The organism is Paraburkholderia sp. PREW-6R (assembly GCF_039621805.1).
GTDB lineage: Bacteria > Pseudomonadota > Gammaproteobacteria > Burkholderiales > Burkholderiaceae > Paraburkholderia.
On record NZ_CP155073.1, the window covers coordinates 1,335,049 to 1,358,014 of the forward strand.

At 64.0% G+C, this 22,966-nt stretch carries 19 protein-coding genes; 16 read left to right on the forward strand and 3 right to left on the reverse strand.

Annotated elements, in window-relative coordinates; genetic code table 11:
- The first annotated feature begins 84 nt into the window (after positions 1–84).
- From AAGS40_RS05745 to AAGS40_RS05765, 5 genes are all read left to right on the forward strand, one after another.
- Positions 85–2,946, forward strand: a complete 2,862-nt coding sequence (locus AAGS40_RS05745) for a 2-oxoglutarate dehydrogenase E1 component (RefSeq protein WP_345813752.1) — start codon at positions 85–87, stop codon at positions 2,944–2,946.
- A gap of 139 nt (positions 2,947–3,085) precedes the next feature.
- Positions 3,086–4,381: a 2-oxoglutarate dehydrogenase complex dihydrolipoyllysine-residue succinyltransferase gene (gene odhB, locus AAGS40_RS05750; protein ID WP_345813753.1), complete on the forward strand. Its 1,296-nt coding sequence runs from the start codon at positions 3,086–3,088 to the stop codon at positions 4,379–4,381.
- Positions 4,382–4,531: 150 nt separating this feature from the next.
- Complete coding sequence (gene lpdA, locus AAGS40_RS05755) at positions 4,532–5,962, forward strand: dihydrolipoyl dehydrogenase (protein WP_345813754.1); 1,431 nt, start codon at positions 4,532–4,534, stop codon at positions 5,960–5,962.
- Between the two features lie 94 nt (positions 5,963–6,056).
- Positions 6,057–7,154 (forward strand): cell division protein ZapE, encoded by a 1,098-nt coding sequence (zapE, locus tag AAGS40_RS05760; RefSeq protein WP_345813756.1) that lies wholly within the window; start codon positions 6,057–6,059, stop codon positions 7,152–7,154.
- 178 nt (positions 7,155–7,332) lie between these two features.
- Positions 7,333–7,779 (forward strand): transposase, encoded by a 447-nt coding sequence (locus AAGS40_RS05765; protein WP_345813758.1) that lies wholly within the window; start codon positions 7,333–7,335, stop codon positions 7,777–7,779.
- A gap of 142 nt (positions 7,780–7,921) precedes the next feature.
- On the opposite strand, the gene AAGS40_RS05770 is transcribed toward AAGS40_RS05765, so the two are convergent.
- The 3 genes from AAGS40_RS05770 to AAGS40_RS05780 all read right to left on the reverse strand — a co-directional run bounded on the left by AAGS40_RS05770 (position 7,922) and on the right by AAGS40_RS05780 (position 12,295).
- On the reverse strand, positions 7,922–8,407 hold the full coding sequence (locus AAGS40_RS05770; RefSeq protein WP_345813760.1) for a DUF2147 domain-containing protein: 486 nt from the start codon (positions 8,405–8,407) through the stop codon (positions 7,922–7,924).
- Between the two features lie 278 nt (positions 8,408–8,685).
- The gene (locus tag AAGS40_RS05775; protein WP_345813761.1) at positions 8,686–10,395 is read right to left on the reverse strand and encodes a POTRA domain-containing protein; all 1,710 of its coding nucleotides are present in this window, start codon (positions 10,393–10,395) and stop codon (positions 8,686–8,688) included.
- Positions 10,396–10,819: 424 nt separating this feature from the next.
- On the reverse strand, positions 10,820–12,295 hold the full coding sequence (locus AAGS40_RS05780) for a collagen-like triple helix repeat-containing protein (RefSeq protein ID WP_345813763.1): 1,476 nt from the start codon (positions 12,293–12,295) through the stop codon (positions 10,820–10,822).
- Positions 12,296–12,974: 679 nt separating this feature from the next.
- Between AAGS40_RS05780 and AAGS40_RS05785 the strand changes: the two genes are divergently transcribed.
- The 11 genes from AAGS40_RS05785 to AAGS40_RS05835 all read left to right on the forward strand — a co-directional run bounded on the left by AAGS40_RS05785 (position 12,975) and on the right by AAGS40_RS05835 (position 22,935).
- A complete protein-coding gene (locus AAGS40_RS05785) occupies positions 12,975–13,145 on the forward strand; it encodes a Flp family type IVb pilin (RefSeq protein ID WP_345813765.1) in 171 nt (56 codons plus the stop codon).
- A 150-nt stretch (positions 13,146–13,295) separates the two neighbouring features.
- Positions 13,296–13,814 (forward strand): A24 family peptidase, encoded by a 519-nt coding sequence (locus tag AAGS40_RS05790; RefSeq protein WP_345813767.1) that lies wholly within the window; start codon positions 13,296–13,298, stop codon positions 13,812–13,814.
- Entirely contained in the window at positions 13,811–14,308 is a 498-nt protein-coding gene (locus tag AAGS40_RS05795; RefSeq protein WP_345813768.1) for a TadE family protein, read from the forward strand. Before AAGS40_RS05790 ends, AAGS40_RS05795 begins: the two co-directional genes overlap by 4 nt.
- 91 nt (positions 14,309–14,399) lie before the next feature.
- The gene (gene cpaB / locus AAGS40_RS05800) at positions 14,400–15,359 is read left to right on the forward strand and encodes a Flp pilus assembly protein CpaB (protein ID WP_345813771.1); all 960 of its coding nucleotides are present in this window, start codon (positions 14,400–14,402) and stop codon (positions 15,357–15,359) included.
- A 39-nt stretch (positions 15,360–15,398) separates the two neighbouring features.
- Positions 15,399–16,850, forward strand: coding sequence for a type II and III secretion system protein family protein (locus AAGS40_RS05805; protein ID WP_345813773.1), 1,452 nt, complete (start codon positions 15,399–15,401; stop codon positions 16,848–16,850).
- Between the two features lie 132 nt (positions 16,851–16,982).
- A complete protein-coding gene (locus tag AAGS40_RS05810; protein WP_345813775.1) occupies positions 16,983–18,224 on the forward strand; it encodes a fimbrial protein in 1,242 nt (413 codons plus the stop codon).
- Positions 18,225–18,227: 3 nt separating this feature from the next.
- On the forward strand, positions 18,228–19,592 hold the full coding sequence (locus AAGS40_RS05815; RefSeq protein ID WP_345813776.1) for a CpaF family protein: 1,365 nt from the start codon (positions 18,228–18,230) through the stop codon (positions 19,590–19,592).
- A complete protein-coding gene (locus AAGS40_RS05820) occupies positions 19,585–20,616 on the forward strand; it encodes a type II secretion system F family protein (RefSeq protein WP_345813778.1) in 1,032 nt (343 codons plus the stop codon). Before AAGS40_RS05815 ends, AAGS40_RS05820 begins: the two co-directional genes overlap by 8 nt.
- A gap of 2 nt (positions 20,617–20,618) precedes the next feature.
- Positions 20,619–21,626, forward strand: a complete 1,008-nt coding sequence (locus tag AAGS40_RS05825; RefSeq protein WP_345813780.1) for a type II secretion system F family protein — start codon at positions 20,619–20,621, stop codon at positions 21,624–21,626.
- Positions 21,627–21,636: 10 nt separating this feature from the next.
- Positions 21,637–22,515: a tetratricopeptide repeat protein gene (locus tag AAGS40_RS05830; protein ID WP_345813783.1), complete on the forward strand. Its 879-nt coding sequence runs from the start codon at positions 21,637–21,639 to the stop codon at positions 22,513–22,515.
- A 63-nt stretch (positions 22,516–22,578) separates the two neighbouring features.
- Positions 22,579–22,935 (forward strand): DUF3613 domain-containing protein, encoded by a 357-nt coding sequence (locus AAGS40_RS05835; protein ID WP_345813784.1) that lies wholly within the window; start codon positions 22,579–22,581, stop codon positions 22,933–22,935.
- Positions 22,936–22,966: the final 31 nt, after the last annotated feature.

The following is a 22,966-nucleotide window of genomic DNA, read 5'->3' on the forward strand; positions in this document are numbered from 1 at the left end:
AATCCGCTAAACGGTCAGGCCGTGTCGCGGAAGGTTCTGTAACCCGCTATTTCTCGAGAAACTCGAAGAAAGGTGAGCGTAAAAATGATGAAGCAATTCCAGTCGAACTCTTATCTGTTCGGCGGCAATGCTCCGTACGTTGAAGAAATGTACGAAGCGTATCTCGATAATCCGGCGTCAGTGCCCGAGAACTGGCGCACCTATTTCGACGCGTTGCAGAACGTTCCTGCATCGGACGGCAGCAATGCCAACGACGTGGCCCACGGCCCGATCGTCGAATCTTTTGCACAGCGCGCCAAGGCCAACGCCTTCATTCCGCGCACGGCAACCGGCGGCGAAGACCTCGCTACCGCGCGCAAGCAGGTCTATGTCCAGTCCCTCATCGGCGCATATCGCTTCCTCGGCTCGCAATGGGCCAATCTCGATCCCCTGAAGCGCCGCGAACGTCCCGCCATTCCCGAACTCGAACCCGCGTTCTACGACTTCACCGAAGCCGACATGGACGAGGAGTTCAGCGCCACGAACCTGTATTTCGGTTTCGAACGCGCTTCGCTGCGTGAGATCGTCAAGGCATTGCGCGACACGTACTGCGGCACGATCGGCGCCGAGTACATGTACATCAGCGATCCGGAACAGAAGCGCTGGTGGAAAGAAAGACTCGAATCGATCCGCTCTACGCCGAACTTCTCGAACGAGAAGAAAAAGCACATCCTGAATCGCCTGACGGCCGCCGAAGGCCTCGAGCGTTTCCTGCACACCAAGTACGTCGGCCAGAAGCGCTTCTCGCTCGAAGGCGGCGAAAGCTTCATCGCGTCGATGGACGAAGTGGTCCGTCACGGCGGCGCGAACGGCGTCCAGGAAATCGTCATCGGCATGGCCCACCGCGGCCGCCTGAACGTGCTGGTCAATACGCTCGGCAAGATGCCGGCCGACCTCTTCGCCGAGTTCGAAGGCAAGCACGTGGACGATCTGCCGGCCGGCGACGTGAAGTACCACAAGGGTTTCTCGTCGGACGTCTCGACCGAGGGCGGCCCGGTTCACCTGTCGCTCGCGTTCAACCCGTCGCACCTCGAAATCGTCAACCCGGTGGTCGAAGGTTCCGCCAAGGCGCGTATGGACCGTCGCGGCGACGAAAGCGGCCTGCAGGTGCTGCCGGTGCAGATCCACGGCGACGCGGCTTTCGCGGGCCAGGGCGTCGTGATGGAGACGCTGAACCTCGCGCAAACGCGCGGCTACGGCACGCACGGCACGCTGCACATCGTCATCAACAACCAGATCGGCTTTACGACGTCGGACCCGCGCGACTCGCGCTCCACGTTGTACTGCTCGGACGTCGTCAAGATGATCGAAGCGCCGGTGCTGCACGTGAACGGTGACGATCCTGAGGCTGTCGTGCTGGCAACGCAACTCGCCATCGACTTCCGGATGCAGTTCCACAAAGACGTCGTGGTCGACATCGTCTGCTTCCGCAAGCTGGGCCACAACGAGCAGGACACGCCGGCGGTCACGCAGCCGCTCATGTACAAGACGATCGCCAAGCACCCGGGCACGCGCGCGCTGTACGCTGAAAAGCTGGTGCAGCAAGGCGTGATCACCGCGGAAGAGGCGGACGAGTACGTGAAGGCGTACCGCAAGGCGATGGATGAAGGCCACCACACGGTCGACCCGGTGCTCTCGAACTACAAGAGCAAGTACGCGGTGGACTGGGTTCCGTTCCTGAACCGCAAATGGACCGACGCCGCCGACACGGCAGTGCCGCTTGCCGAACTGAAGCGCCTTGCCGAGCGCATCACCACGGTGCCGGAAAACTTCAAGGTTCACCCGCTGGTCGAGCGCGTGCTGAACGACCGTCGCGCAATGGGCCGTGGCGAAGCGAAGCTCGACTGGGGCATGGGCGAGCACCTCGCGTTCGCGTCGCTGGTCGCGTCGGGCTATTCGGTTCGTCTGACCGGTCAGGACTCGGGCCGCGGCACGTTCACGCACCGTCACGCTGTGTTGCACGACCAGAATCGCGAACGCTGGAACGACGGCACCTATGTGCCGCTGCAAAACATCGCCGAAGGTCAGGCGAAGTTCACGGTGATCGACTCGGTGCTGTCCGAAGAGGCGGTGCTGGGTTTCGAGTACGGCTACTCGACCGCTGAGCCGAATACGTTCGTCGCGTGGGAAGCGCAGTTCGGCGACTTCGTAAACGGCGCGCAGGTCGTGATCGACCAGTTCATCTCGTCGGGCGAAGTGAAATGGGGCCGCGTGTCGGGCCTCACCATGCTGCTGCCGCACGGCTACGAAGGCCAGGGTCCGGAGCACTCGTCGGCGCGTATCGAGCGTTTCCTGCAACTGTGCGCAGACCACAACATGCAGGTCGTTCAGCCCACCACGCCGGCGCAGATTTTCCACCTGCTGCGCCGTCAGATGATCCGCCTGTTCCGCAAGCCGCTGATCGTCGCTACACCGAAGTCGCTGTTGCGCCACAAGGAAGCCGTGTCGGATCTGTCCGAACTGGCGAAGGGCTCGTTCCAGCCGGTGATCGGCGAAGTGGACGAAGCGATCGAAGCGAAGAAGGTCAAGCGCGTGATCGTGTGCTCGGGCCGCGTGTACTACGACCTCGTCGCGCATCGCCGCGAAGCGAAGGCGAACGACGTCGCGATCGTCCGGATCGAACAGCTCTATCCGTTCGCGCACAAGCAGTTCGAAGCGGAAATCAAAAAATACGACAACGCAACGGAAGTGGTGTGGGTGCAGGACGAGCCGCAGAATCAAGGCCCGTGGTTCTACATCGAGCATCATCTGAAGGAAGGCATGAAAGACGGGCAGAAGCTGGCATACAGCGGCCGTCCGGCTTCGGCTTCTCCGGCAGTCGGCTACTACGCGAAGCACTACGAGCAGCAGAAGGCGCTGGTCGAAGGCGCGTTCGGCCGTCTCAAGAGCACGTCGATCGCTAAATAATCACAACAGCCGAACCGGGAAAGCGCAGGGCGCTTTCCCGTGCCGCATCTGAACAGTCAGCGCGGCAGTCAGGTTCGCAGGCGGTCGTCCGGTCGTAGATCACGCGCCGTCACCCGATACGTATTCAGGACAATTCATAATGGCTATTGTTGAAGTCAAGGTTCCCCAGCTTTCCGAGTCGGTTTCGGAAGCCACCATGTTGCAGTGGAAGAAGAAGCCCGGCGAGGCTGTCGCGCAAGACGAAATTCTCATCGAAATCGAGACCGACAAGGTCGTGCTCGAAGTGCCGGCACCCTCGGCCGGCGTGCTCGCGCAAGTGATCGCAAACGACGGTGACACCGTCACCGCCGATCAGGTCATCGCGAAGATCGACACCGAAGGCAAGGCAGGCGAAGCCGCCGTCGAAGCCGAGGTGAAGCCGGCTCCCGAAGCCGCACCGGCACCCGCCGCCGCGCCCGCTCCGGCTGCTCAGGCGGCCTCGGCTACGGGTTCGAATACCGCTGCTTCGCCGGCTGCCGGCAAGCTGATGGCCGAGAAGGGCCTGGGCGCAGGCGACGTGTCCGGCACCGGCCGCGACGGCCGCATCACCAAGGGCGACGTGCTGAGCGCGGGTCAAGCCGCCCCGGCACCGGCTGCGAAGGCTGCGCCGGCACCGGCTGCTCCCGCGCCGAAGGCGGCGAAGCCGTCGCTGCCGGACGTGAAGGCGCCGGCATCGGCCGACCAGTGGCTGAAGGACCGCCCGGAACAACGCGTGCCGATGTCGCGTCTGCGCGCGCGTATCGCCGAGCGTCTGCTGGAATCGCAGCAGACCAACGCCATCCTGACCACGTTCAACGAAGTCAACATGGCGCCGGTGATGGACCTGCGCAACAAGTACAAGGACAAGTTCGAAAAGGAACATGGCGTGAAGCTCGGCTTCATGTCGTTCTTCGTGAAGGCGGCGGTTCATGCGCTGAAGAAGTTCCCGCTCGTGAACGCGTCGATCGACGGCAACGACATCGTCTATCACGGCTACTTCGACATTGGTATCGCGGTCGGTTCGCCGCGTGGCCTGGTGGTGCCGATCCTGCGCAATGCAGATCAGCTGAGCCTTGCCGAAATCGAGAAGAAGATTGCTGAGTTCGGCCAGAAGGCGAAGGACGGCAAGCTGTCGATCGAAGAAATGACCGGCGGTACGTTCTCGATCTCGAACGGTGGTGTGTTCGGTTCGATGCTGTCCACGCCGATCATCAACCCGCCGCAATCCGCCATTCTCGGCGTGCACGCCACGAAGGAGCGCGCTGTCGTCGAAAACGGCCAGATCGTGATCCGCCCGATGAACTACCTGGCGCTCTCGTACGACCACCGCATCATCGACGGCCGCGAAGCAGTGCTGTCGCTGGTCGCGATGAAAGATGCGCTGGAAGATCCGGCGCGCCTGCTGCTCGACCTGTAATTGCCGGCCCCCTGGCGGCGGCTTGCCTTCGCGCGAGTCGTCGCCATATAGGTTTCAGGCAAGGCATCACGTCTAACGCATTCCGCAGTACAGGAGCGACGCGCGCCACGAAGCGTGGCCGGGCGTCGTTCCGCCATCAAAAGGATTGTCATGTCCAAAGAATTTGACGTCGTCGTGATCGGCGCAGGCCCCGGCGGCTATATCGCTGCAATCCGCGCCGCGCAACTCGGCAAGTCGGTTGCATGTATCGAAAAATGGAAGAACCCGGCCGGCGCGCTGAAGCTCGGCGGCACCTGCCTGAACGTGGGTTGCATCCCGTCGAAGGCGCTGCTCGCGTCGTCGGAAGAATTCGAAAATGCGTCGCATCACCTGTCGGACCACGGCATTTCCGTGGAGAACGTTCAGGTGGACATCTCGAAGATGATGGCCCGCAAGGAAGGCATCGTCGAAAAGATGACGAAGGGTATCGAGTTCCTGTTCCGCAAGAACAAGATTACGTGGCTCAAGGGTCACGGCAAGTTCACCGGCAAGACGGACGCCGGCGTGCAGATCGAAGTAAGCGGCGAGGGCGAAACGGAAACGGTCACGGCGAAGAACGTGATCATCGCAACCGGTTCAAAGGCGCGACATCTGCCGAACATTCCGGTCGACAACAAGATCGTTGCCGACAATGAAGGTGCGTTGAGCTTCGACTCCACGCCGAAGAAGCTGGCCGTGATCGGCGCCGGCGTGATCGGCCTGGAACTGGGCTCGGTGTGGCGCCGTCTCGGTGCGGATGTGACCGTGCTCGAAGCGCTGCCGGATTTCCTCGGCGCAGCGGATCAGGCGCTCTCGAAAGAAGCGGCCAAGCAGTTCAAGAAGCAGGGTCTGGACATCCACGTCGGCGTGAAAGTCGGCGAAGTGACCACCACGGAAAATGGCGTCACGATCAGCTACACGGACAAGGACGGCAACGCACAGAAGCTCGAAGCCGATCGCCTGATCGTGTCGATCGGCCGCGTGCCGAACACGGACAACCTCGGACTCGAAGCGATCGGTCTGAAGGCCAACGAACGCGGCTTTATCGACGTGGACGATCATTGCGCGACGGCCGTGCCGAACGTGTATGCAATCGGCGACGTGGTGCGTGGCCCGATGCTCGCGCACAAGGCTGAAGACGAAGGCGTGCTGGTGGCCGAAATCATCGACGGGCAGAAGCCGCATATCGACTACAACTGCATTCCGTGGGTGATCTACACCGAGCCGGAAATCGCGTGGGTCGGCAAAACGGAGCAGCAGCTCAAGGCCGAAGGCCGCGAGATCAAGACCGGCCAGTTCCCGATGATGGCGAACGGCCGCGCGCTCGGCATCAACAAGGCGGAAGGGTTCGTCAAGATGATCGCCGACGCGAAGACCGACGAAATCCTCGGCGTGCACATCATTGCCGCGGACGCGTCGGACCTGATCGCGGAAGCCGTGGTGGCGATGGAATTCAAGGCGGCGTCGGAAGACATCGGCCGCATCTGCCATCCGCACCCGTCGCTGTCGGAAGTCATGCGCGAGGCGGCACTCGCCGTCGACAAGCGCGCGTTGAACATGTAATCACGCGCACGCCTGGCTGAACGCACTGGCATCACCACGAAGGCGGGCGGGTTCAATCCCACCCGCCTTTCTTTTTGCAGCATCGAGCAAGACAATGAACGTCACCGAATACTACGAAAAAGAACTGCAGACGCGCGGCTACCAATCGGACCCGGCGCAGCGCGCGGCCGTGGACCGTCTGCAGCGGTGTTATGAACAGTGGGCCGAATACAAATCGCGTCGCTCGAACGCGTTCAAGAAACTGCTGATTCACCCTGATCTGCCGCGCGGCGTGTACATGTGGGGCGGCGTCGGGCGCGGTAAGAGCTTTCTGATGGACAGCTTCTACACCGTGGTGCCGTTGTATCGCAAGACGCGCCTGCACTTTCACGAGTTTATGCGCGAAGTGCACCGCGAACTGGAAGACCTCAAGGGTCAGGCCGATCCGCTCGACGAACTCGCGCGCCGCATTGCCCGGCGCTACCGGTTGATCTGTTTCGACGAATTCCACGTGTCGGATATTGCCGACGCGATGATCCTGTATCGCCTGCTCGACAAGCTATTCGAAAACGGCGTGCAGTTCGTGATGACGTCGAACTACGATCCCGACACACTATATCCGGACGGTCTGCATCGCGATCGCATGCTGCCGGCAATCGAACTCATCAAGACGAAACTGGACGTGATCAATGTCGACGCGGGCATCGACTACCGGCAGCGCACGCTCGCGCAGGTGGAGGTGTATCACACGCCGCTGGGCGCCGCCGCCGACAAGGCCCTGCGTGACGCGTTCGCGAGCCTCGCCGCCGTGCCCGACGAAAGTCCGATCCTGCATATCGAGAAGCGCGAGCTGAAGGCGCTGCGCAAGGCGGACGGCGTGGTGTGGTTCGATTTCGCGACACTGTGTGGCGGTCCGCGTTCGCAGAACGACTATCTCGAACTGGCGAGCCGTTTTCACGCAGTGATCCTGTCCGGCGTGCCGCAGATGTCCGCGCGCATGGCGTCGGAAGCACGCCGGTTCACGTGGTTGATCGACGTGTTTTACGACCACAAGGTGAAGCTGCTGATGTCGGCTGCGGTGCCGCCGGAGCAGTTGTACGTGGATGGCCCGATGGCCAACGAATTCGCGCGCACCGTGTCGCGCATCGTCGAGATGCAGTCGAAGGAATATCTCGATGCGCCACGGCGGCTCGTCGACACATCGCTGACCTGAGATCTCTCGGACCGGAGCGCGAGAAGCCAACGTCCCGCATAGGCTTTTGCGATAGGTCACGCTCCGCTTGCTGAACCCGTACCGTTCAGAGGCGTATTTTCAAGATTCAGATTGGTCTTATATTCCGGCTTCGGTTGGCTGGATATCTTTTGTCGTGGATTTTGACAAAGGAGAAGCCATGAATCCGTATCGCGATATCAACGACGAAGAGTGGCAACGCGTTGCGCCGCTTTTGCCGGAACTGCGTCCGCGTTCCGAACTGCGCGGCCGTCCGCTCGCCAACACCCGTTCGGTGCTCAACGGGGTGCTGTGGGTCATGTATAGCGGCGCCACGTGGTCCGCCATGCCGCGCAAATACCCGTCGTATCAAACTTGCCACCGGCGTTTCAAGGCGTGGTTCGAGTCGGGCGTGCTCAAGCGTGTGATGGAAGAGTTGTTCGGCGACGCGAGCCAGGAATTGTGCAATATGATGGAAGCGCGTATGCGTACGCACGTCAGCACTGAACTGAAGAGTATGGAAGACAAGCCTGCGGCTGGCGCGCCTTCGTTGTTCAGTCCGGCATCGTCCAAACCGCTGCCGTCTTCGCCGTTCGCCTACGTCTCGCCCTTCAAGCACGCTGCATGAGCTCACACATTCCGAGTTCAAACAGAGAAAACGGCCGAACGATTCATATCGTCGGCCGTTCGTTTATTCTGGCCTTGCTAACGGCCTTCAAGTAGTCGCAAATCTTCGCGAATCGTACGTAATCCTGGCGTTATCGCTGGCGTTATTGCTGGCGCACCCATGTCTGCGAGCGGCCGAGCAGCGCCACGCCAATGTAGCCACGCACCACGAGCTTATTGCCGCCTTCTTCGAGATGCATCTTGCACTTGTAGACCTTGCCGTTCTCCGGGTCGAGAATCTGACCGTGATCCCAGCCGTCGCCGTCTTTTTTCATGTCGTTGATGATCGTCATGCCGAGGATCAGCTGATCTTTGCGCGCGTCCGTGCAGGCTGAACAGCGGCGATCCGGCTGGTCATTCGCGCCGAGCCCCTTGATGACCTTGCCATTCAATACGCCGCTGCCGTCATCGCTGATCTGCACCAGCGCCTTGGGCTGGCCCGTATGATCGTCGATGGTTTGCCAGGTGCCCACGGGGCTATTGGCTTGTGCCATTGCGACGACTGCGCTGCCGAGCAGTAGGCCCGCCAGCGCGGCCTGTTTGGCGGTGCGAAGCGCGATGGAACGCGCGTGTTGCGTGAAATGCATCATTGTCTTCCTCCTTGCCTCAAGACAGCGCGATCATGGTCGCGCGGCGTTTATCGGTATCTCGGGCGGCCCTCTAACGGCGGTCGCCGTGATGCCTGGTCCTGCTTCTCAGGTTCTGCGGCTTCAGTTCAGTTCTGTTCTGTTCAGTTTTGTTCTGCGACTCACGACCATGGCAGCGTGCCGTGCGCCGAGGGTCAACAACATCACTCGCGCAGAATACGTGAAACTGCGCGCGCCGTTTGATAGTGGACCCTCTAATCAGCCCGCGGCACTTTTGCGGATCAGTTGAGCTGATAGGAGAATGTCGCATTCACACGCGGGCTGCGCGATGAGCTTTCCACTGGCGCATCGCCGATCGCTTTCGCAACCGACAGATCCAGGCTGTAGTACTTCGAGTCCGATAGGCGGAAACCAAATGCAATCGACGAGAGCCTCGACGGCGACGGCGTGCCTGCATGCAAATAGACGCGCGCCATGTCGAACGAAATGTAGGGCGTCAACGTGCGCAGGTAGGTGAAGCCCGGCGCAAATCCGCGATTGATTTCGAACATCGCGCCCCAGCCCGAATCGCCCGACGCTTCACCCGGTTGATAACCCTGCGCGAAACGTTGCGCGCCGAATGAGATCTGCTCCGAAGTGGGCAGCGACACCGCGCTGTACTGTCCGGTCAACGAGACGGCGGTGCCGATCTTGAGCGGCCACTCGTTGGTCTGCGAGAAGCTTGCGCCGGTACGTACGAAATTGATCGACGCCGGATTGACGACCGGCGCGGCCGGCACATTTGAGTCGCCGGATTTCGACGCGCCAAGAATGTCGAACGCCTTGGCCACGTTGATACTGGCGCGGCGCACTTGCCCGGTATCCACGCCTGTGTAGTCGGCCTGCAACTGCATCACGCGCACCTGGGAGCGCAGGCCGATCTGCGCGCCGGTATCCTGATTATGGTAGCGATCCTCGTCGTGCGACGCATACACCGAGGCCGTGCCGATCACGCTGCGCGAATTGCTCAACAGCAACGGGTAAGCGAGCGAGCCGGCGACCTTGTCGTTAATGACAGTGCGTTGCACGCTATTGGGCAGGCCGGGGTTGTCGGTCGGATTGCCACGATAATGGGTTGCGTCTACCTTTGCGGTCAACCCGTTGCTGCCGATCGGCACTGCGCCGTGCGCGGCAAGATAGGTGACGTTGTCGCGGCCTTTGGGCAATAGCGCCGACACGCTCAGCTGTTCGCCGAGCGCGGTCAGTCCGTTCTCGGTTGCGGTGAGCAGACCTTGCACGCCGGGATGATTGAAGTCGATGCCGGTGCTGACGTCGAACGGCTTGCGCTCGACGTTCAGTTCGAGCGTGGTTGCGCCGTCGGTGTTCTGCGGCGGCGGTACGTTCGCCGCGACCTTCACGCCCGGCAGCAGCCCGAGCACGTTGATGTACCGCTCGAAGGTGGCACGCCTGAGCGGCCGGTCGGCGACGATATGATCGGCAATCGCGCGGATCCTGTTCTCGACCGCGCCAGGTTTGCCCGTGACTTTCACGGCCGACACGTAGCCTTCCACGACCGTCACGCGCACCACGCCGCCCTCGAAAGTCTGCGCCGGAATGAACGCGAAGGAGAGCGCATAGCCGCGGTCCTGGTAGAGCTTCGTGACGCCGTTGGCGAGCTGGATCAGATCGCCGACCGTCGTGTCCTTGCCAACGAGCGGCGCGAAACGTTGCGCGACTTCATCGAAGGGAATGGATTTCACGCCCTCGACCTGCACGCGTGACGGCGTGATACGGCGGGCGAGCAGTTCCTGAAGTTGGGGGGCTTGCGGCGCGACCTGCACGGTCACGTTCGGGCCCTTGTCGGGCGCCTTGATCTGCGGAAGCGAATCCATGGGATTGCCGCCCACTGCTGCGCCGCCGGAACGCGATTGCGCGTGTGCTTGCATCGGCATCGTGGCTGCCGCGAGGGCAGCGAGCACGATGGTCGATCTACTGCGAGACCCGAGTTTCATCGGATTTTCCTCGTATGCCGTTCTTGTGTCGCGGGTGCACCGCCTGGCCGGGCGGTTGCGGTCGCTTATACGTGGCCTGGACGCATACTGCCATGCCTGTCTGTCTTACGTCACGCGCACCGTGGTGCTTGAGCGTCGCTTGCCAGCGCACGGAACGCGTGTGCATTCGAGCGGCTTATGCGTAGCGCGTGAATGTGCTGCCTGGACCTGCTGTTCGGTGGGTCTGGTGCGTCGAACGTGCGGTTTCTCGTGAGTGCGCCGTTGCTGCCGATAGACGAGTGGCGCGCCGCCGGTCAAGCACGGGTCTTTCGGAATCCCGAACACATGGCCGTCAAGCCGCGCTCCGGTTGCATGCAGTACGCCGGCCGTGCTGCGCCGGCGCAACTGCGGTGCGATTGCGCGAGAATCGTTTTGCCGGATGCGCTTACTTCTTCGTCAGACCGCCGAGCAGGCCGCTCACGAGCGACGTCACCGGCGCTGATGCGTTGCCTGCCGAGCCCTTGCCGCTCGTGCCCGACAGCGACAGTCCGATGCCCGTGCCGGTCGAGGCGCTGGCCGTCGTGGCGGCCGGCGTGGCGGTCGCGGTCGTGGTGAGGCCGCCGACAGCGCCCGTCACGCTCGACAGCAAGCCCGTGACCGGCGCGAGCGGGCCGCTGCTGCCACCGCTTGCGCTGGTCAGGCCACTCGTCACGCTGCTCAGCAGACCTGTCACCGGCGCGAGCGGACCTGTGCCGCCTGACGCGCCACCCGATGCGCCGCCGGTCACCCCGCCGAGCGCGCCCGTCAGCGAGGCAAGTGGGCCGCTGCCGGTGCCGCCCGTCAAGCCGCCGAGTGCGCCCGTGAGCGGCGCGCTGCCGGTGCCGCCCGTCAGACCGCCGAGTACGCTCGTGACAGGAGCGAGCGGACTGCCGGCCGTGCCGCCGGTAAGCAGGCCGCCGACTGAAGAGACGGTGGTGCCCGTGTCCGTGACTGTCTTGCCGAGCGCGGCCGTGACCGGATTGCCGCCGGTCGCCGCGATCAGACCGCCTGCGTTGCCAAGCCCCCCGCCAAGCGTCGACAGAACGCCGTTTAACGGCTCGCCAAGGCCGGTGGCAAGACCTGCTGTCTGCGTGGTGGCGGCGACCATCGACGTGATCGGCGTGATCGCGGTGCTCAGGGTTTGCGTGATCTGCTGGACCGGTCCGGTGGACAGCGCGGTGGTGAGCGTGCCGCCGCCGTTGGTGACCGCGTCGCCGAGCGTCGTGACGACGCCGCCAAGCGGCGACGTGAGCGTGGAGAGCGGGGCGAGCGGGCCGCTGCCGAGGCTCGTCACGAGGCTGCCCGCGTTCGTCACCGCGCCGCCGACGTGCCCCACCACGCCGCCCAGACTCGAAACCGTGGTGCCGACTGCGTCGTTGCCGGTACCGAGTTGCCCAAGCCCTTGTGACACGCCGCTGCCGAGCGTCGACACGGCCGAGCCGACTTCCTGTACGACACCGCCCGCGGCCTGGGTCGTCTGAGCGCTCACGCCAGGCAAGCTTTGCGAAGCGATCGTCGAACCGATGCTCGACACGGTCGAACCCGTATCGCTGACTACGCCACCGGTGTTGTCGACCGTCGTGCCGAGCGCATTGGCGACGGGGTCCGTGCCGCTCGACGAACCGCCGCTCGTGCCCGAAGTGCCGGAGGTGCCCGACGAGCTGCCGACGGTGGTGCCGGAGCCGCTCGAACCCATGGAACCGCTGCCGCTGCTGCCGTCGCCGGAGGTCGAAAGGGCTCCGCCGGCGGAGCCGCTACCGTTCGTTCCTGTGCCTGAGCTGAGGCTTCCGGAGCCTCCGCAGGCAGCAAGAGAGAGCATCGCGGCGACGGCCGCCGAAATCAGGGTTGCGCGCACTGTGGTGTTGGTCGTTTGAATGTTCATTTCGCCCTCGGATCGCATGTGTTGTTGGGTGTTGCTGCGAAACTCACACTGCAGGACCCGTGCCATTCAAGGCAGGCGAGGCGGCGGGAAATCCCGACGTGCTCCCGGCGTGCATGCGGAAGGCTAGATGCGGCAAGGCCTCGCGAGCTATCGATGGAGCGCATACTCAACGGGATTCCCCGCGTGAAAAGTGCGCTGCCGGACGATTGCGCGGTGCGCGTAACGTAACGGCCTGCGCGCGCCGTTACGGCGCACGGGGTAACGCGGGAGCGCCGATAGCGGCCGGAACGATTGAAACGGAACATTTAAACGTGGCGCTCAGGCGAATGATTAGTGGAGCGAATCTAATTCATGGTTCATCGCATGTGCTGCGGCGCAGGAAGTGCGTGAGCCCGATGCGTGGCTAAAACGCCAGGAGTGCTTTACCCCAGGGAACTGAAGAATTGCTTAAATATCATTGTTCGGCTATAAATCCCGAAAGCATCACGGATTGAAGAGGGAGGTGAGTTATCGAACAGACAGCTCATGGATATCCGTTTAACTGAAGGCCGCTGCAAGGCCGGCTAGTGCGGTGCAAAATCCGCGACCGGGGAATGAGAGACCACGGTCGGCAGCACCAACGAGTCTTCGCTGGCAGGTGCAGCTAGTACACAACGAAAAAACAAGTCCGAGGGTTCAAATGAAAACGTTCACACAACGCTTCCTGAGAGAAGACAAAGGCGTTACGGCTATCGAATACGGCCTGATTGCGGGGCTCGTGGCGGCAGTCATTGTCACCGCCCTAACCGGTGTAACCGGCGGCCTGACCCACGCATTCACGGTCATCACCACTGCGCTGACTAACATCTGAGTCTTGCGGCAGCTGCTTTTGTAAGCGTCCTAAAACCCTGTGGATAAAAATGTCCACTGGTTTTACCCGCGCTAAAGAAACCGGCTATTTGAGATCAATGCGAACTGTATATGCAGTTCGCATTGAATTATCTCGCCCGTCGAGTCCAGAATGATTTACTTAGCCACGCTAATTATCTTTATCGCCTGGGCTGCAGCCGTCGCCATGTGTGATTGCCGCAGTCGGCGTATTCCTCATTCGCTCGTTGCAGCCGGATTGGCGGCGGCCTTTTTGTGCGCGCTGCTGAAAGCCGGACCGTTCAATGTTTCGGCCGGCCATGCACTGCTTGGAGCGGTCGCAGGGCTGCTCGCGTTGCTGCCGTTCTTTGCGCTCGGCGTGATGGGCGCCGCCGACGTGAAAGTTTTTTCGGTGCTCGGCGCGTGGTGCGGCGCCAGCGCTCTTCCGGGCCTGTGGATCATCGCGAGCATTGCGGGGGGGCTGCATGCACTCTGGCTGCTGACCGCGGCGCGCACCCGCCTCGCCAGGTCGGGGAGCCTCACGAGCCGCGGCCAGCGAAACGATCCCGCGATCGCGCTTGCCGGCAAGGCGGCCACGCCCTATGGAGCGTGCCTGAGCCTCGCAGCTTTCGTCTGGCTGGCGGTGCACATCCATCACGGTGGCGCGCCATGAGCACACCCGCGAGCCGTTCAGTCATTGACTCCGGCCGGCCGGCGCGGCCGGTTCGCGCACGTCGTCAGACAGGTTCGACAGCGATCGAATTCGCGTTGATCTTCCCGCTCTTCTTTGTGATCGTCTACAGCATCGTCACCTTCAGTCTGCTGATGGTCGCGCAGCAAAATCTCACGCTCGCTGCCGAGGAAGGAGCGCGCGCCGCGCTGAACTGGCAGAGCAACAGTTCGCTGCAAAGCGCGCTCACCAATCGCGCCGCGGCGGCCTGTGTGGCCGCCAAAGCCGCTGCGTCGTCACTCGTGGCGAGCGCGAGTTGCACACCCACTTCGAGTGCCTGCGGACCCGGCAACGACATGCGGTGCGTGAATGTCGTGATGAGCTACGACTACCGGTCGAACCCGATCCTGCCCGCCATTCCGTTCCTGAACTTCACGCTGCCCGCCACGCTCACCAGCAGCGCCACCGTGCAACTCAATCCGGAGAACATTCAGTGACGCAAGCGCCGCTCTTGCACCCATCTGTCCGTCCGTGTGCGCCAACGCGTGCGCACGGTGCGGCATCGTTCCATCGACGCAGTGAGTCGTCATGCCGAATCTGACCAGAATGCTCGCGGGCGTGCTGATCGCCGTCGCCGTGCTGCTGGGCGTGCTGGCCATCACGCTCGCGCGCCGTCCCGCGCCGGCCGTGGTCACGGCCACCGCGCAGCCCACGTTCGCGGTCGTGGTTGCCGCCCGGCCGCTGCCGGCCGGCAAACCCATTCCCGCCGACGCACTGCGTGTGCAGTCGCTGCCGATCAACCCGAACGGCGCCTTCAGCGATCCGGGCCAACTCGCGGGCCGCGTGCCCAACGCAGACATCGGCGCGCAAACGCCGGTGCTCGAGACGCAGTTGTCGTCGGGCATTGCGGAACACGTCGAACCCGGCGAGCGGGCGCTGGCGGTGCGAGTCGATGAGAGCAACGCGGTTGCCAATCGCCTCAGGCCCGGCAACTTCGTCGACGTGTTCTTCACGCTCAAGCGCGACAACGGTCTGCCCGGGAGCACGGAAGTGGACCACACCCAGGCGCGTTTGCTGTTGTCGAAAGTGCGCGTACTGGCCTTCGGCAACGCGACAGCAGGCGGCGACGCGGCGGCCGATCCGAACGCGACGGTGCGCACGGCGGTGCTGGCCGTGCCGGTTGCGGACGTCGACCGGCTGACGCTGGCGGAAAGCGCTGGCCGTCTGATCTTCGCACTGCGCAATCCGAAGGATCCGGACATCGTCGATGAAAGCGCTTTTGCAGCGTTGCCGGGCGTGATCAAAACGGCTGCACGCAGCGACGCGGCAACGCCGCTGCAAGGTTCGACGAAGGCGGCGGCCGGCGTGTCGCTCGACGCGCTGGCGGGCGCCGGCAACGTCGGGGCGGCCGCGCCCCGGCTGGCGCCGCCGGTCCCGCATCCGCCGATGCCGATGCCGATGCCGATGCGCACGGCGGGCAATGCGAACAGTACAAAAAACGGAATCGAAGTGATTCGGGGTGGGCGCGCCGAAACGGTCGCCTGGTAGCGGTTTGACGGAGCGGGCGCCCAGCTCGTCCACAAGCAAATGACAAAACGGATTTCTGGTTTCGGTAAGGCCGTATGGGTTGGTGCTGTGCTGCTGGCTGCATCGTCCCTGGCCGTCGCAGCCGGTCACATGACGAAGCCGCGGCCGGCGCAGGCCGAACCGGCGTCGACAGGCCAACCCGCGCCACCGTCGACGGTCCTGCTGACCGTCGGTGGACAGCAACAGCTGACGACCGGGCATGCACTGCAGCGCGTGGCGCTCGGTGACCCGTCGGTGGCCGACGTGCTGATCATCAAGGGGGCCGGGCAGGGGGCGGGCACAGGCGGCGTGCTGCTGGTAGGCAAGGCGGCGGGCACGACGTCCCTGATGGTATGGGAGCGCGGCAGCGACACCCCGTCGAAGTACACGGTGAACGTCACCACGGCCGCCGCGGCCTCGCTGCTCGGGCCGGACACGCCGAGCGTCAGCGTGCTCGGCGACACGGCGCTCGTCACCGGCAAGTCGGCCACGATGGAAGCGCACCAGCGCGCGGTCGCGGTAGCGGAGGGTTCACTGGGCAAGGGCGCTGCGACCGGCAACGGCGGTGCGGCAGTCGCCGAAGGCGCGGTGCTCGACACGTCGACGGTCGCAAGCCGTTCGGTCGTGCAGGTCGACGTACGGGTGGTCGAGTTCAGCCGCTCTGTGTTGAAAGAGGTGGGCTTTAACTTCTTCAAGCAGAACAACGGCTTCACGTTCGGCTCGTTCGCGCCGTCCGCGCTGAGTTCGGTGTCCGCAACGGCAGGGCAGGCGCCGGTCATGACGAGCACTTCGCCGATCTCGTCGGCCTTCAACCTGGTGTTCAACTCGGCGACGCACGGACTGTTCGCCAACCTGAGCCTGATGGAAAGCAACAACCTCGCGCGCGTGCTGGCCGAGCCGACGCTCGTGGCGCTGTCCGGCCAGAGCGCGAGCTTCCTCGCAGGCGGCGAGGTGCCGATTCCGGTGCCTCAGGCGCTCGGTTCCACGGCTATCGAATACAAGCCTTACGGTGTCGGGCTGACGCTCACGCCGACCGTGCTGAGCCCGCAGCGCATCGCGTTGAAGGTGGCGCCCGAGGCAAGCCAGCTCGATTTTGCCAACGCGGTGACGATCAGCGGCGTGTCGGTGCCGGCGTTCACAACCCGGCGCGCGGACACCACGGTCGAACTCGGCGACGGCGAGAGCTTCGTGATCGGCGGCCTGATCGATCGCGAGACCGCGTCGAACGTGGCGAAGGTGCCGTTGCTGGGCGACCTGCCGGTGATCGGCACGTTCTTCAAGCAGCTGAACTACCAGCAGAACGAGAAGGAGCTGGTCATCATCGTGACGCCGCATCTGGTCTCGCCGCTCGCGAGGGGCGCGACCTTGCCGGCGACGCCGGGCGAGCAGTCCGAACAGCGCAACGGGCCAGTGTGGCGCTCGCTGATCGGCGGGATGGCGGCGGGCGACGCAGCACCGGGATTTTCGAAGTGAGGCCGGCGCGCGCCCTCGTGGCGCACCGGCATGTTGCGGGTGCAGGCGAGCGAGCGGGCGACCCGCGCGCGTCGGCCGGCGAGCAGGACTACGCGGCGGCTTCACGGCCGATGCAAAAAGAGGATGTCCACCATGAACGCGAGAACGCATTCATTGACTGAACGTGCGGTCACCGATTACTTCGTGTTTGCGTCGCTGGCCGACGGGCATGTGCATTGGCTCGCCGAGACGCTCGCGGGCGCCGGCGTGGTCGAACCGGCCACGCTCGACCCGGCCATGCTGATGCAGCGCATCGCCACGCTGAATCCTTCACTCGTGTTCGTCGATTTTTCGGGCGGCCGTGCGGCCTCGGCGAGCGCGGCCGCAAGCGCCGTGCGCGCCGCGTATCCGGGCATGCAGATTGTCGCACTCGGTTCGCTCGCCGAGCCGGAAAGCGCGCTTGCCGCGCTGCGCGCCGGCGTGCGCGACTTCATCGATCTGTCGGCGCCCGCGGAAGACGCGCTGCGCATTACGCGGCAGGTGCTCGACAATCTTGTCGAGCCCGTCAGCCGTCATGGACGGGTCACGGCGCTGGTAGGCGCCCGCGTCGGCATGGGAGTCAGCACACTCGCGGCGAATCTCGCGGTCATGCTGCAACGGCGCGATGTGTCGCAAGGCCGCCAGGCCGCGCTGCTCGATCTTGGCCTGCCGGCGTCGGACGGTTCCCTGCTGCTCAATACGCGCAGCGAGTTCAGTTTCGTCGAAGCCGTGCGTAACCTGCGCCGCTTCGATCAGACCTTCGTGCACACCGCGCTGTCGCATCACAGCAGCGGTCTCGCGCTCACCACGCTGCCGCCCAATCTCGCCGATATGCGGGAAGTGTCGTACTCGTCGTCGATCGGTCTGCTCAACCGGCTGCGCGCTTTCTTCGATCAGCAGATCGTCGACCTCGGCGGTTTCAGCAACAGCGAATTCATCGCCCACGTCGCGCAGGCGGCCGACGAAACGTGGCTCCTGTGCGATCAGGGCGTGGCATCCATCGTCTCCGCGGTGAGCGTGCTCGATTCGTTGCGCGAAGAGGGGGTGAATACCGCGAACGTGCAGCTCGTCGTCAACAAGTTCGACGGCGATCTCGGGCTCGCCGCCGCGCAGATCGCGCAGCGTCTGGACATTCCTTTGCTCGCCACCTTGCCAGACCGGCGCGTGGCGCTTGGCCAGGCGGTCAATCAGGGGCATCTGCTGGCCGATTCGGCGGCGCGCGACCCTTACGTGCGCGCGCTGGAGCCGCTCGTCGAGCGCCTCGGCGGTGCCAGCCACGCCGACGCGCACGCGCGCGGCAAAGCAGGGCTCGGCGCATTCCGGCGCCTTATTCCATCCACTCACAAGCGGTCATAAACGATGGCAAAAGAGATTGAATTTGCCGACGACGCGCCGTCTTTCGCGCAGAGCCAGCAGTTTCAGGACATCAAGAACGCGGCGCACGAACATCTGCTGTCGCGTATCGAGGAACTCGGCTCGGAGTTCGGCCGCTGGTCGCGTCACGCGATCAATCAGTTCGTCGATCTGGAGATGGACAGCTTCGTGCGGCTGCGCCGCATTCCGATCAACGAGAGTGAGGTCCGGCTGATTGCCGAGGCGTTGACCAAGGAGCTGGCGGGTTTCGGGCCGATCGAAGATCTGCTTGCCGATCCGGCGGTCGAAGATATCCTGATCAACGGCTACAACGACGTGTACGTGTCGCGTCACGGCATCCTGACCCGGTACCAGGTGCGCTTTGCCGACAACGCGCACCTGTTGCGTATCGTGCGGCGCATACTTGCGCCGATCGGGCGGCGTCTGGACGAATCGAATCCCATGGTGGATGCGCGCCTGCCGGACGGCGGCCGGGTGAACGTGGTGATCGAGCCGCTGTCGATCGACGGGCCGATCGTGTCGATCCGCAAGTTTCGCAAGGACCCGCTGCGGCCCGACGACCTGCTCGGCAACGGCACCTATAACGCCGAAATCGGCGCGCTGCTTGAAGCGGCGGTGGCCGCGCGCTGCAACGTGCTGGTGTCGGGCGGCACGAGCTCGGGCAAGACGTCGCTGCTCAATGCGCTCGCCTTTCACATTCCCGATGCGGAGCGCGTGGTAACGATCGAGGACACGGCCGAACTCTCGCTGAATCATCCGCACGTGGTCCGGCTGGAGAGTCGTCCCGGTGGTTTCGACGGTGCGGGCGTCGTGACGATTCGCGACCTGTTGCGCAACACGCTGCGCATGCGGCCAGACCGCATCATCGTCGGCGAAGTACGGGGCGGCGAAGTGCTCGAAATGCTGCAGGCCATGAACACCGGGCACGACGGTTCGATGGGCACGGTGCACGCCAGTTCGCCGCGCGAGTGTCTGTACCGGCTCGAAATGCTGGCGGGCTTCGCGGGCTTCCAGGGCACCGAGTCGAGTCTGCGCCGCCAGATCGCCAATGCGGTCGACTTCATCGTGCAGATCGGACGGCTTTCGAGCGGCCGCCGGCGGATTCTGTCGGTGACCGAAGTCACCGGCCTGTCGGACAACATCATCGCGACGCAGGAGCTGTATCGCTACGAGCCGATCGCCACCGCCGAAGGCGATGAGCTCGACAACTGGGTGTCGCTCGGCATTCATCCCCATTCGCCGAAGCTCGCACGCTTTCGCCAGGCGTTGGGCGGCGCGGCGGCGGCCAATCCCTACGGGCATGGAGGTTTCGGTTCCGGCGGCGGCTTCGGTGGAGGATTCAATGTCTAGCGCAGTGCTGGTGTTCGCGGCGCTTGCCTTGCTGTGCGCGGCAGGCGCGTTGCTGCTGTGGCAACGCGGCACGCAGCGCAAGGACCGCGTGTGCGCCGAGCGCTTCATCGATAGCCGCATGGCGTCGGCCGCGGGCGGCATTGGCGCCATGGCTGGCGCTCCGGCGGCGCCGCAACGGGTGGCGCCGCCGCTGCGCCCGGCAGCGCCCACCGGCGCGACCATCGCGCCACAGGCGCCGCCGCCCGATGCGGACTGGCGCGCTTACCTGCGCTATCTGCGGGCACGCGTCGAGTTCATCGCGCAGCATGCGATCACGCGTGCCGGCATGACGAACGCTCGCGTGCCGGCACTGATCATTGGCAGCATGGTGGGGGTTGTCTCGCTGTGGGCGGCGATCGAGGGTGGCGTCATGGCTGCTGCCATCACGCTGTTCACGTGTACGACGTTCGTTTGTTTTTTCATGACGATGCGCATCAACCAGCGCCGTCGACTGATCGTGCGGCAGGTGCCGCTTTTTCTGGATGGCATCGTGCGCCTGATCACGCTGGGCAACAGCGTGCCTGCCGCCTTCCAGGCCGCGTTGCAAACCACGGAAGCGCCGCTGCGCGAGTGCCTCGATCACGTGTCGCGCATGCTGCGTGCCGGCGTGGAAATCGACCGCGCGCTCTATCACGTCGCCGTGATCTACGACACGCGCGAACTCGAACTGGTGGGTTCGGTGTTGCGTCTGTCGGTCAAATACGGCGGCCGCGCCGACGTGATGCTCGACCGGATGTCGTCGTTCATGCGCGATCTCGAACAGGCCGAGCGTGAACTCGCAGCAATGTCGGCGGAAACCCGGCTTTCGTCATGGGTGCTCGCCGGCTTGCCCGTGGCCATTGGGGGCTTTCTGATCCTGACTAATCCGGCCTATTTCGGGTCGATGTGGTTCGATCCGTTGGGCCGCAAGCTTGTCTACGTTGCATTCGTGTTGCAGATAGTCGGCGCGTATCTGCTGCATCGAATGGCAAAGCTGAAGGACTGAGCATGGACGCACATCGGCTCGCGGCAATCGCACTCGCGTTAGCGGCACTCGGCGTGTTGCTGATGGCCGTCGTATTGATCGTGCGCGTCGTCACGATACGGCGAAGCGAGCGCACCCTCGTGCACGCGCTCGACGAACGCGCGTTGCACAGCGCGGGCCATGCGCGCGCAGCGCGCGGCGGCGGCGAGCATGCGGCAGACGGCAGCGCGGCGAACCGCAGCACGCAGCCCGCAGGTTTCAAAGGGATGCTGGAGCGTTTCGCGCGGGTCGGGGTGCGCTGGATCGAGACGCCGATCGGGCGGCAGATCGTTGCCGAAGAAGACCGGCGGCTACTCGACCAATGCGGCTTCGTGGATACGCGTGCACGCGGTCTCTTTCTGATTGCGCGCGTCATGAGCGGGCTGGTGATGCCGTTAGTGGTCGGGATATTCGCAAGCGGGCGGGTGTCGGGGCCGGTCTACGTGATGCTGGAAATCATGATGATCGTGCTCGGCTTCATGGCGCCCAAGTTTTTTCTCGGACAGCGGGCGCGCCGGCGTCGCAGCGGCGTCGTCGTGGAACTGCCGCTGCTGGTCGATCTGCTGCGCCTGTTACAGGGTGTCGGGTTGTCGCTCGATCAGAGTTTGCAGGTGATGGTCAACGATTTCCGGACCGTACTGCCAGTGCTTTCGAGCGAACTCGAGATCGCGCAACGCCAGTTCACGGCGGGCCGCTCGCGCGAGCAGTCGCTCAGCCGTCTGTCCAGCGGTTTTAACAACGCGGATCTGAACGCGGTGGTGCGCTTGCTGGTGCAGGTCGACCGGCATGGCGGCGCTGTTCAGGAACCGTTGAAGCAGTTCGGTGACCGCCTGCGCGAAGCGCGCCGGGCGATGTTGCGGGAAAGAATTGGCCGCCTCACGGTAAAGATGACGGGCGTGATGATCGTGACGCTGCTGCCTGCGTTGATGATCGTCACGGCCGGTCCCGGCGTGCTGGCCGTCACGAAGTCGTTGTATGCGATGCATCGCTGAGGATCGAATCATGGTTGACAGTTTTCCGGCCCGGTATGTGACGCGCGGCGTACTTCGCGGCATCGGTTCAGGAGCGGCGCTTGCCGCGTTGATTGTCGTCGGCGCGTGCGCGTCGAAGGAGGGTGGCTATGGGGTGGGCGCGCAGGCGGAGCGTGCGGTGGTCGCCCAGCAGACCAGCCACGACGCGGTGCCCGATACGCCCGGCATGTATCTCGGGCTGATCGATCAGATGCAGTCGCAGGGGCTTTACTACGCGTCGCTCGCGCATATTGACGCTTATGAGAAACAGTACGGCGCCACGCCGGAGACCGTGCTGCTGCGCGCCGACGCGCTGCGTATGACGCAGCAGCCGGCGGCTGCCGCGACGGCCTACGAGCAGCTGCTGAAGACCCCGCTCGCTGCGCGCGGCTATCGCGGGCTGGGTCTGCTGGCGGGCGCGGCGGGCGATTTCGGGCGCGCTGCACAGGCGCTCCAGCAGGCGTCTGAACTTGCGCCGACCGATGCCGTCACGCTATCCGACCTCGGTTATGCGCGCTTGCGCAATGGCGACGTCGACGGTGCGCGCGTGCCGCTGATGCAGGCAGGACAGCTGGACCAGAACAATCGGAAGATCGTCAGCAACGTCGTGCTGTTCCTGCTCTGCAGCGGAAAAGAGGGCGAGGCGCTCGCCGTCATGAACCAGCAGAAGCTGGCGCCTGAAGTGCGCACGGCGATCCGCAGCGACGCAGCGAAAGTGGTTGCGGCGAAGCGCGCGCAGACGCGTGGCGGCCAGTTCTCATCTGCGCCGCCGTCCGTCACGCCGCAGCAGCCGGGCGAACAGATGCGCGCCATGGCGAGCGCACAGGGCGGCGAACTGTCGCCACGGGTGTTGCAACGGTTTGCGCGGTAAGCAACAGGCAATCAGGGAAGGCCTATGAAAAACGAACAATGTGAACGGCGGTGCAGGGGATCGATGTCTCGTATCGTCGTCGGAACGGGGATCATGCTGGGTTTGGGACTCGCGGCTGCGAACGGTGCGCTCGCGCAGTCCGATCCGGGTGCCCGACCCGCGCTCCAACCTGCGGTCCAACCTGCGCCCCGACCGGCCGAAGTCGGGCATGCCACCCGCGCGTGGCTGGATCTGCAAAGCAGCAATAGCGAGGCAGCGCCCGCATTACCCATGCTCGGCGCGGAGGCCGGGCTTGCCTATCACCGCTATCTGGAATCGTTCAAGAGCAGGATTCCCGATCTGTACGAGTCCGCGCTGAGCACGAATGGCGGCGGCGGTTCGCAAGCCGGCTCCGACTTCAGCAGCAGCGCTTCACACTGACATGCGCCGACGTTCGCTTCCGATGTCCGTT

Coding starts and splice junctions, on each gene's coding strand:
- AAGS40_RS05745 (WP_345813752.1), top strand. CDS start 85: ATGATGAAGCAATTCCAGTCGAACTCTTATCTGTTCGGCGGCAATGCT.
- odhB (WP_345813753.1), top strand. CDS start 3,086: ATGGCTATTGTTGAAGTCAAGGTTCCCCAGCTTTCCGAGTCGGTTTCG.
- lpdA (WP_345813754.1), top strand. CDS start 4,532: ATGTCCAAAGAATTTGACGTCGTCGTGATCGGCGCAGGCCCCGGCGGC.
- zapE (WP_345813756.1), top strand. CDS start 6,057: ATGAACGTCACCGAATACTACGAAAAAGAACTGCAGACGCGCGGCTAC.
- AAGS40_RS05765 (WP_345813758.1), top strand. CDS start 7,333: ATGAATCCGTATCGCGATATCAACGACGAAGAGTGGCAACGCGTTGCG.
- AAGS40_RS05770 (WP_345813760.1), bottom strand. CDS start 8,407: ATGATGCATTTCACGCAACACGCGCGTTCCATCGCGCTTCGCACCGCC.
- AAGS40_RS05775 (WP_345813761.1), bottom strand. CDS start 10,395: ATGAAACTCGGGTCTCGCAGTAGATCGACCATCGTGCTCGCTGCCCTC.
- AAGS40_RS05780 (WP_345813763.1), bottom strand. CDS start 12,295: ATGAACATTCAAACGACCAACACCACAGTGCGCGCAACCCTGATTTCG.
- AAGS40_RS05785 (WP_345813765.1), top strand. CDS start 12,975: ATGAAAACGTTCACACAACGCTTCCTGAGAGAAGACAAAGGCGTTACG.
- AAGS40_RS05790 (WP_345813767.1), top strand. CDS start 13,296: ATGATTTACTTAGCCACGCTAATTATCTTTATCGCCTGGGCTGCAGCC.
- AAGS40_RS05795 (WP_345813768.1), top strand. CDS start 13,811: ATGAGCACACCCGCGAGCCGTTCAGTCATTGACTCCGGCCGGCCGGCG.
- cpaB (WP_345813771.1), top strand. CDS start 14,400: ATGCCGAATCTGACCAGAATGCTCGCGGGCGTGCTGATCGCCGTCGCC.
- AAGS40_RS05805 (WP_345813773.1), top strand. CDS start 15,399: ATGACAAAACGGATTTCTGGTTTCGGTAAGGCCGTATGGGTTGGTGCT.
- AAGS40_RS05810 (WP_345813775.1), top strand. CDS start 16,983: ATGAACGCGAGAACGCATTCATTGACTGAACGTGCGGTCACCGATTAC.
- AAGS40_RS05815 (WP_345813776.1), top strand. CDS start 18,228: ATGGCAAAAGAGATTGAATTTGCCGACGACGCGCCGTCTTTCGCGCAG.
- AAGS40_RS05820 (WP_345813778.1), top strand. CDS start 19,585: ATGTCTAGCGCAGTGCTGGTGTTCGCGGCGCTTGCCTTGCTGTGCGCG.
- AAGS40_RS05825 (WP_345813780.1), top strand. CDS start 20,619: ATGGACGCACATCGGCTCGCGGCAATCGCACTCGCGTTAGCGGCACTC.
- AAGS40_RS05830 (WP_345813783.1), top strand. CDS start 21,637: ATGGTTGACAGTTTTCCGGCCCGGTATGTGACGCGCGGCGTACTTCGC.
- AAGS40_RS05835 (WP_345813784.1), top strand. CDS start 22,579: ATGTCTCGTATCGTCGTCGGAACGGGGATCATGCTGGGTTTGGGACTC.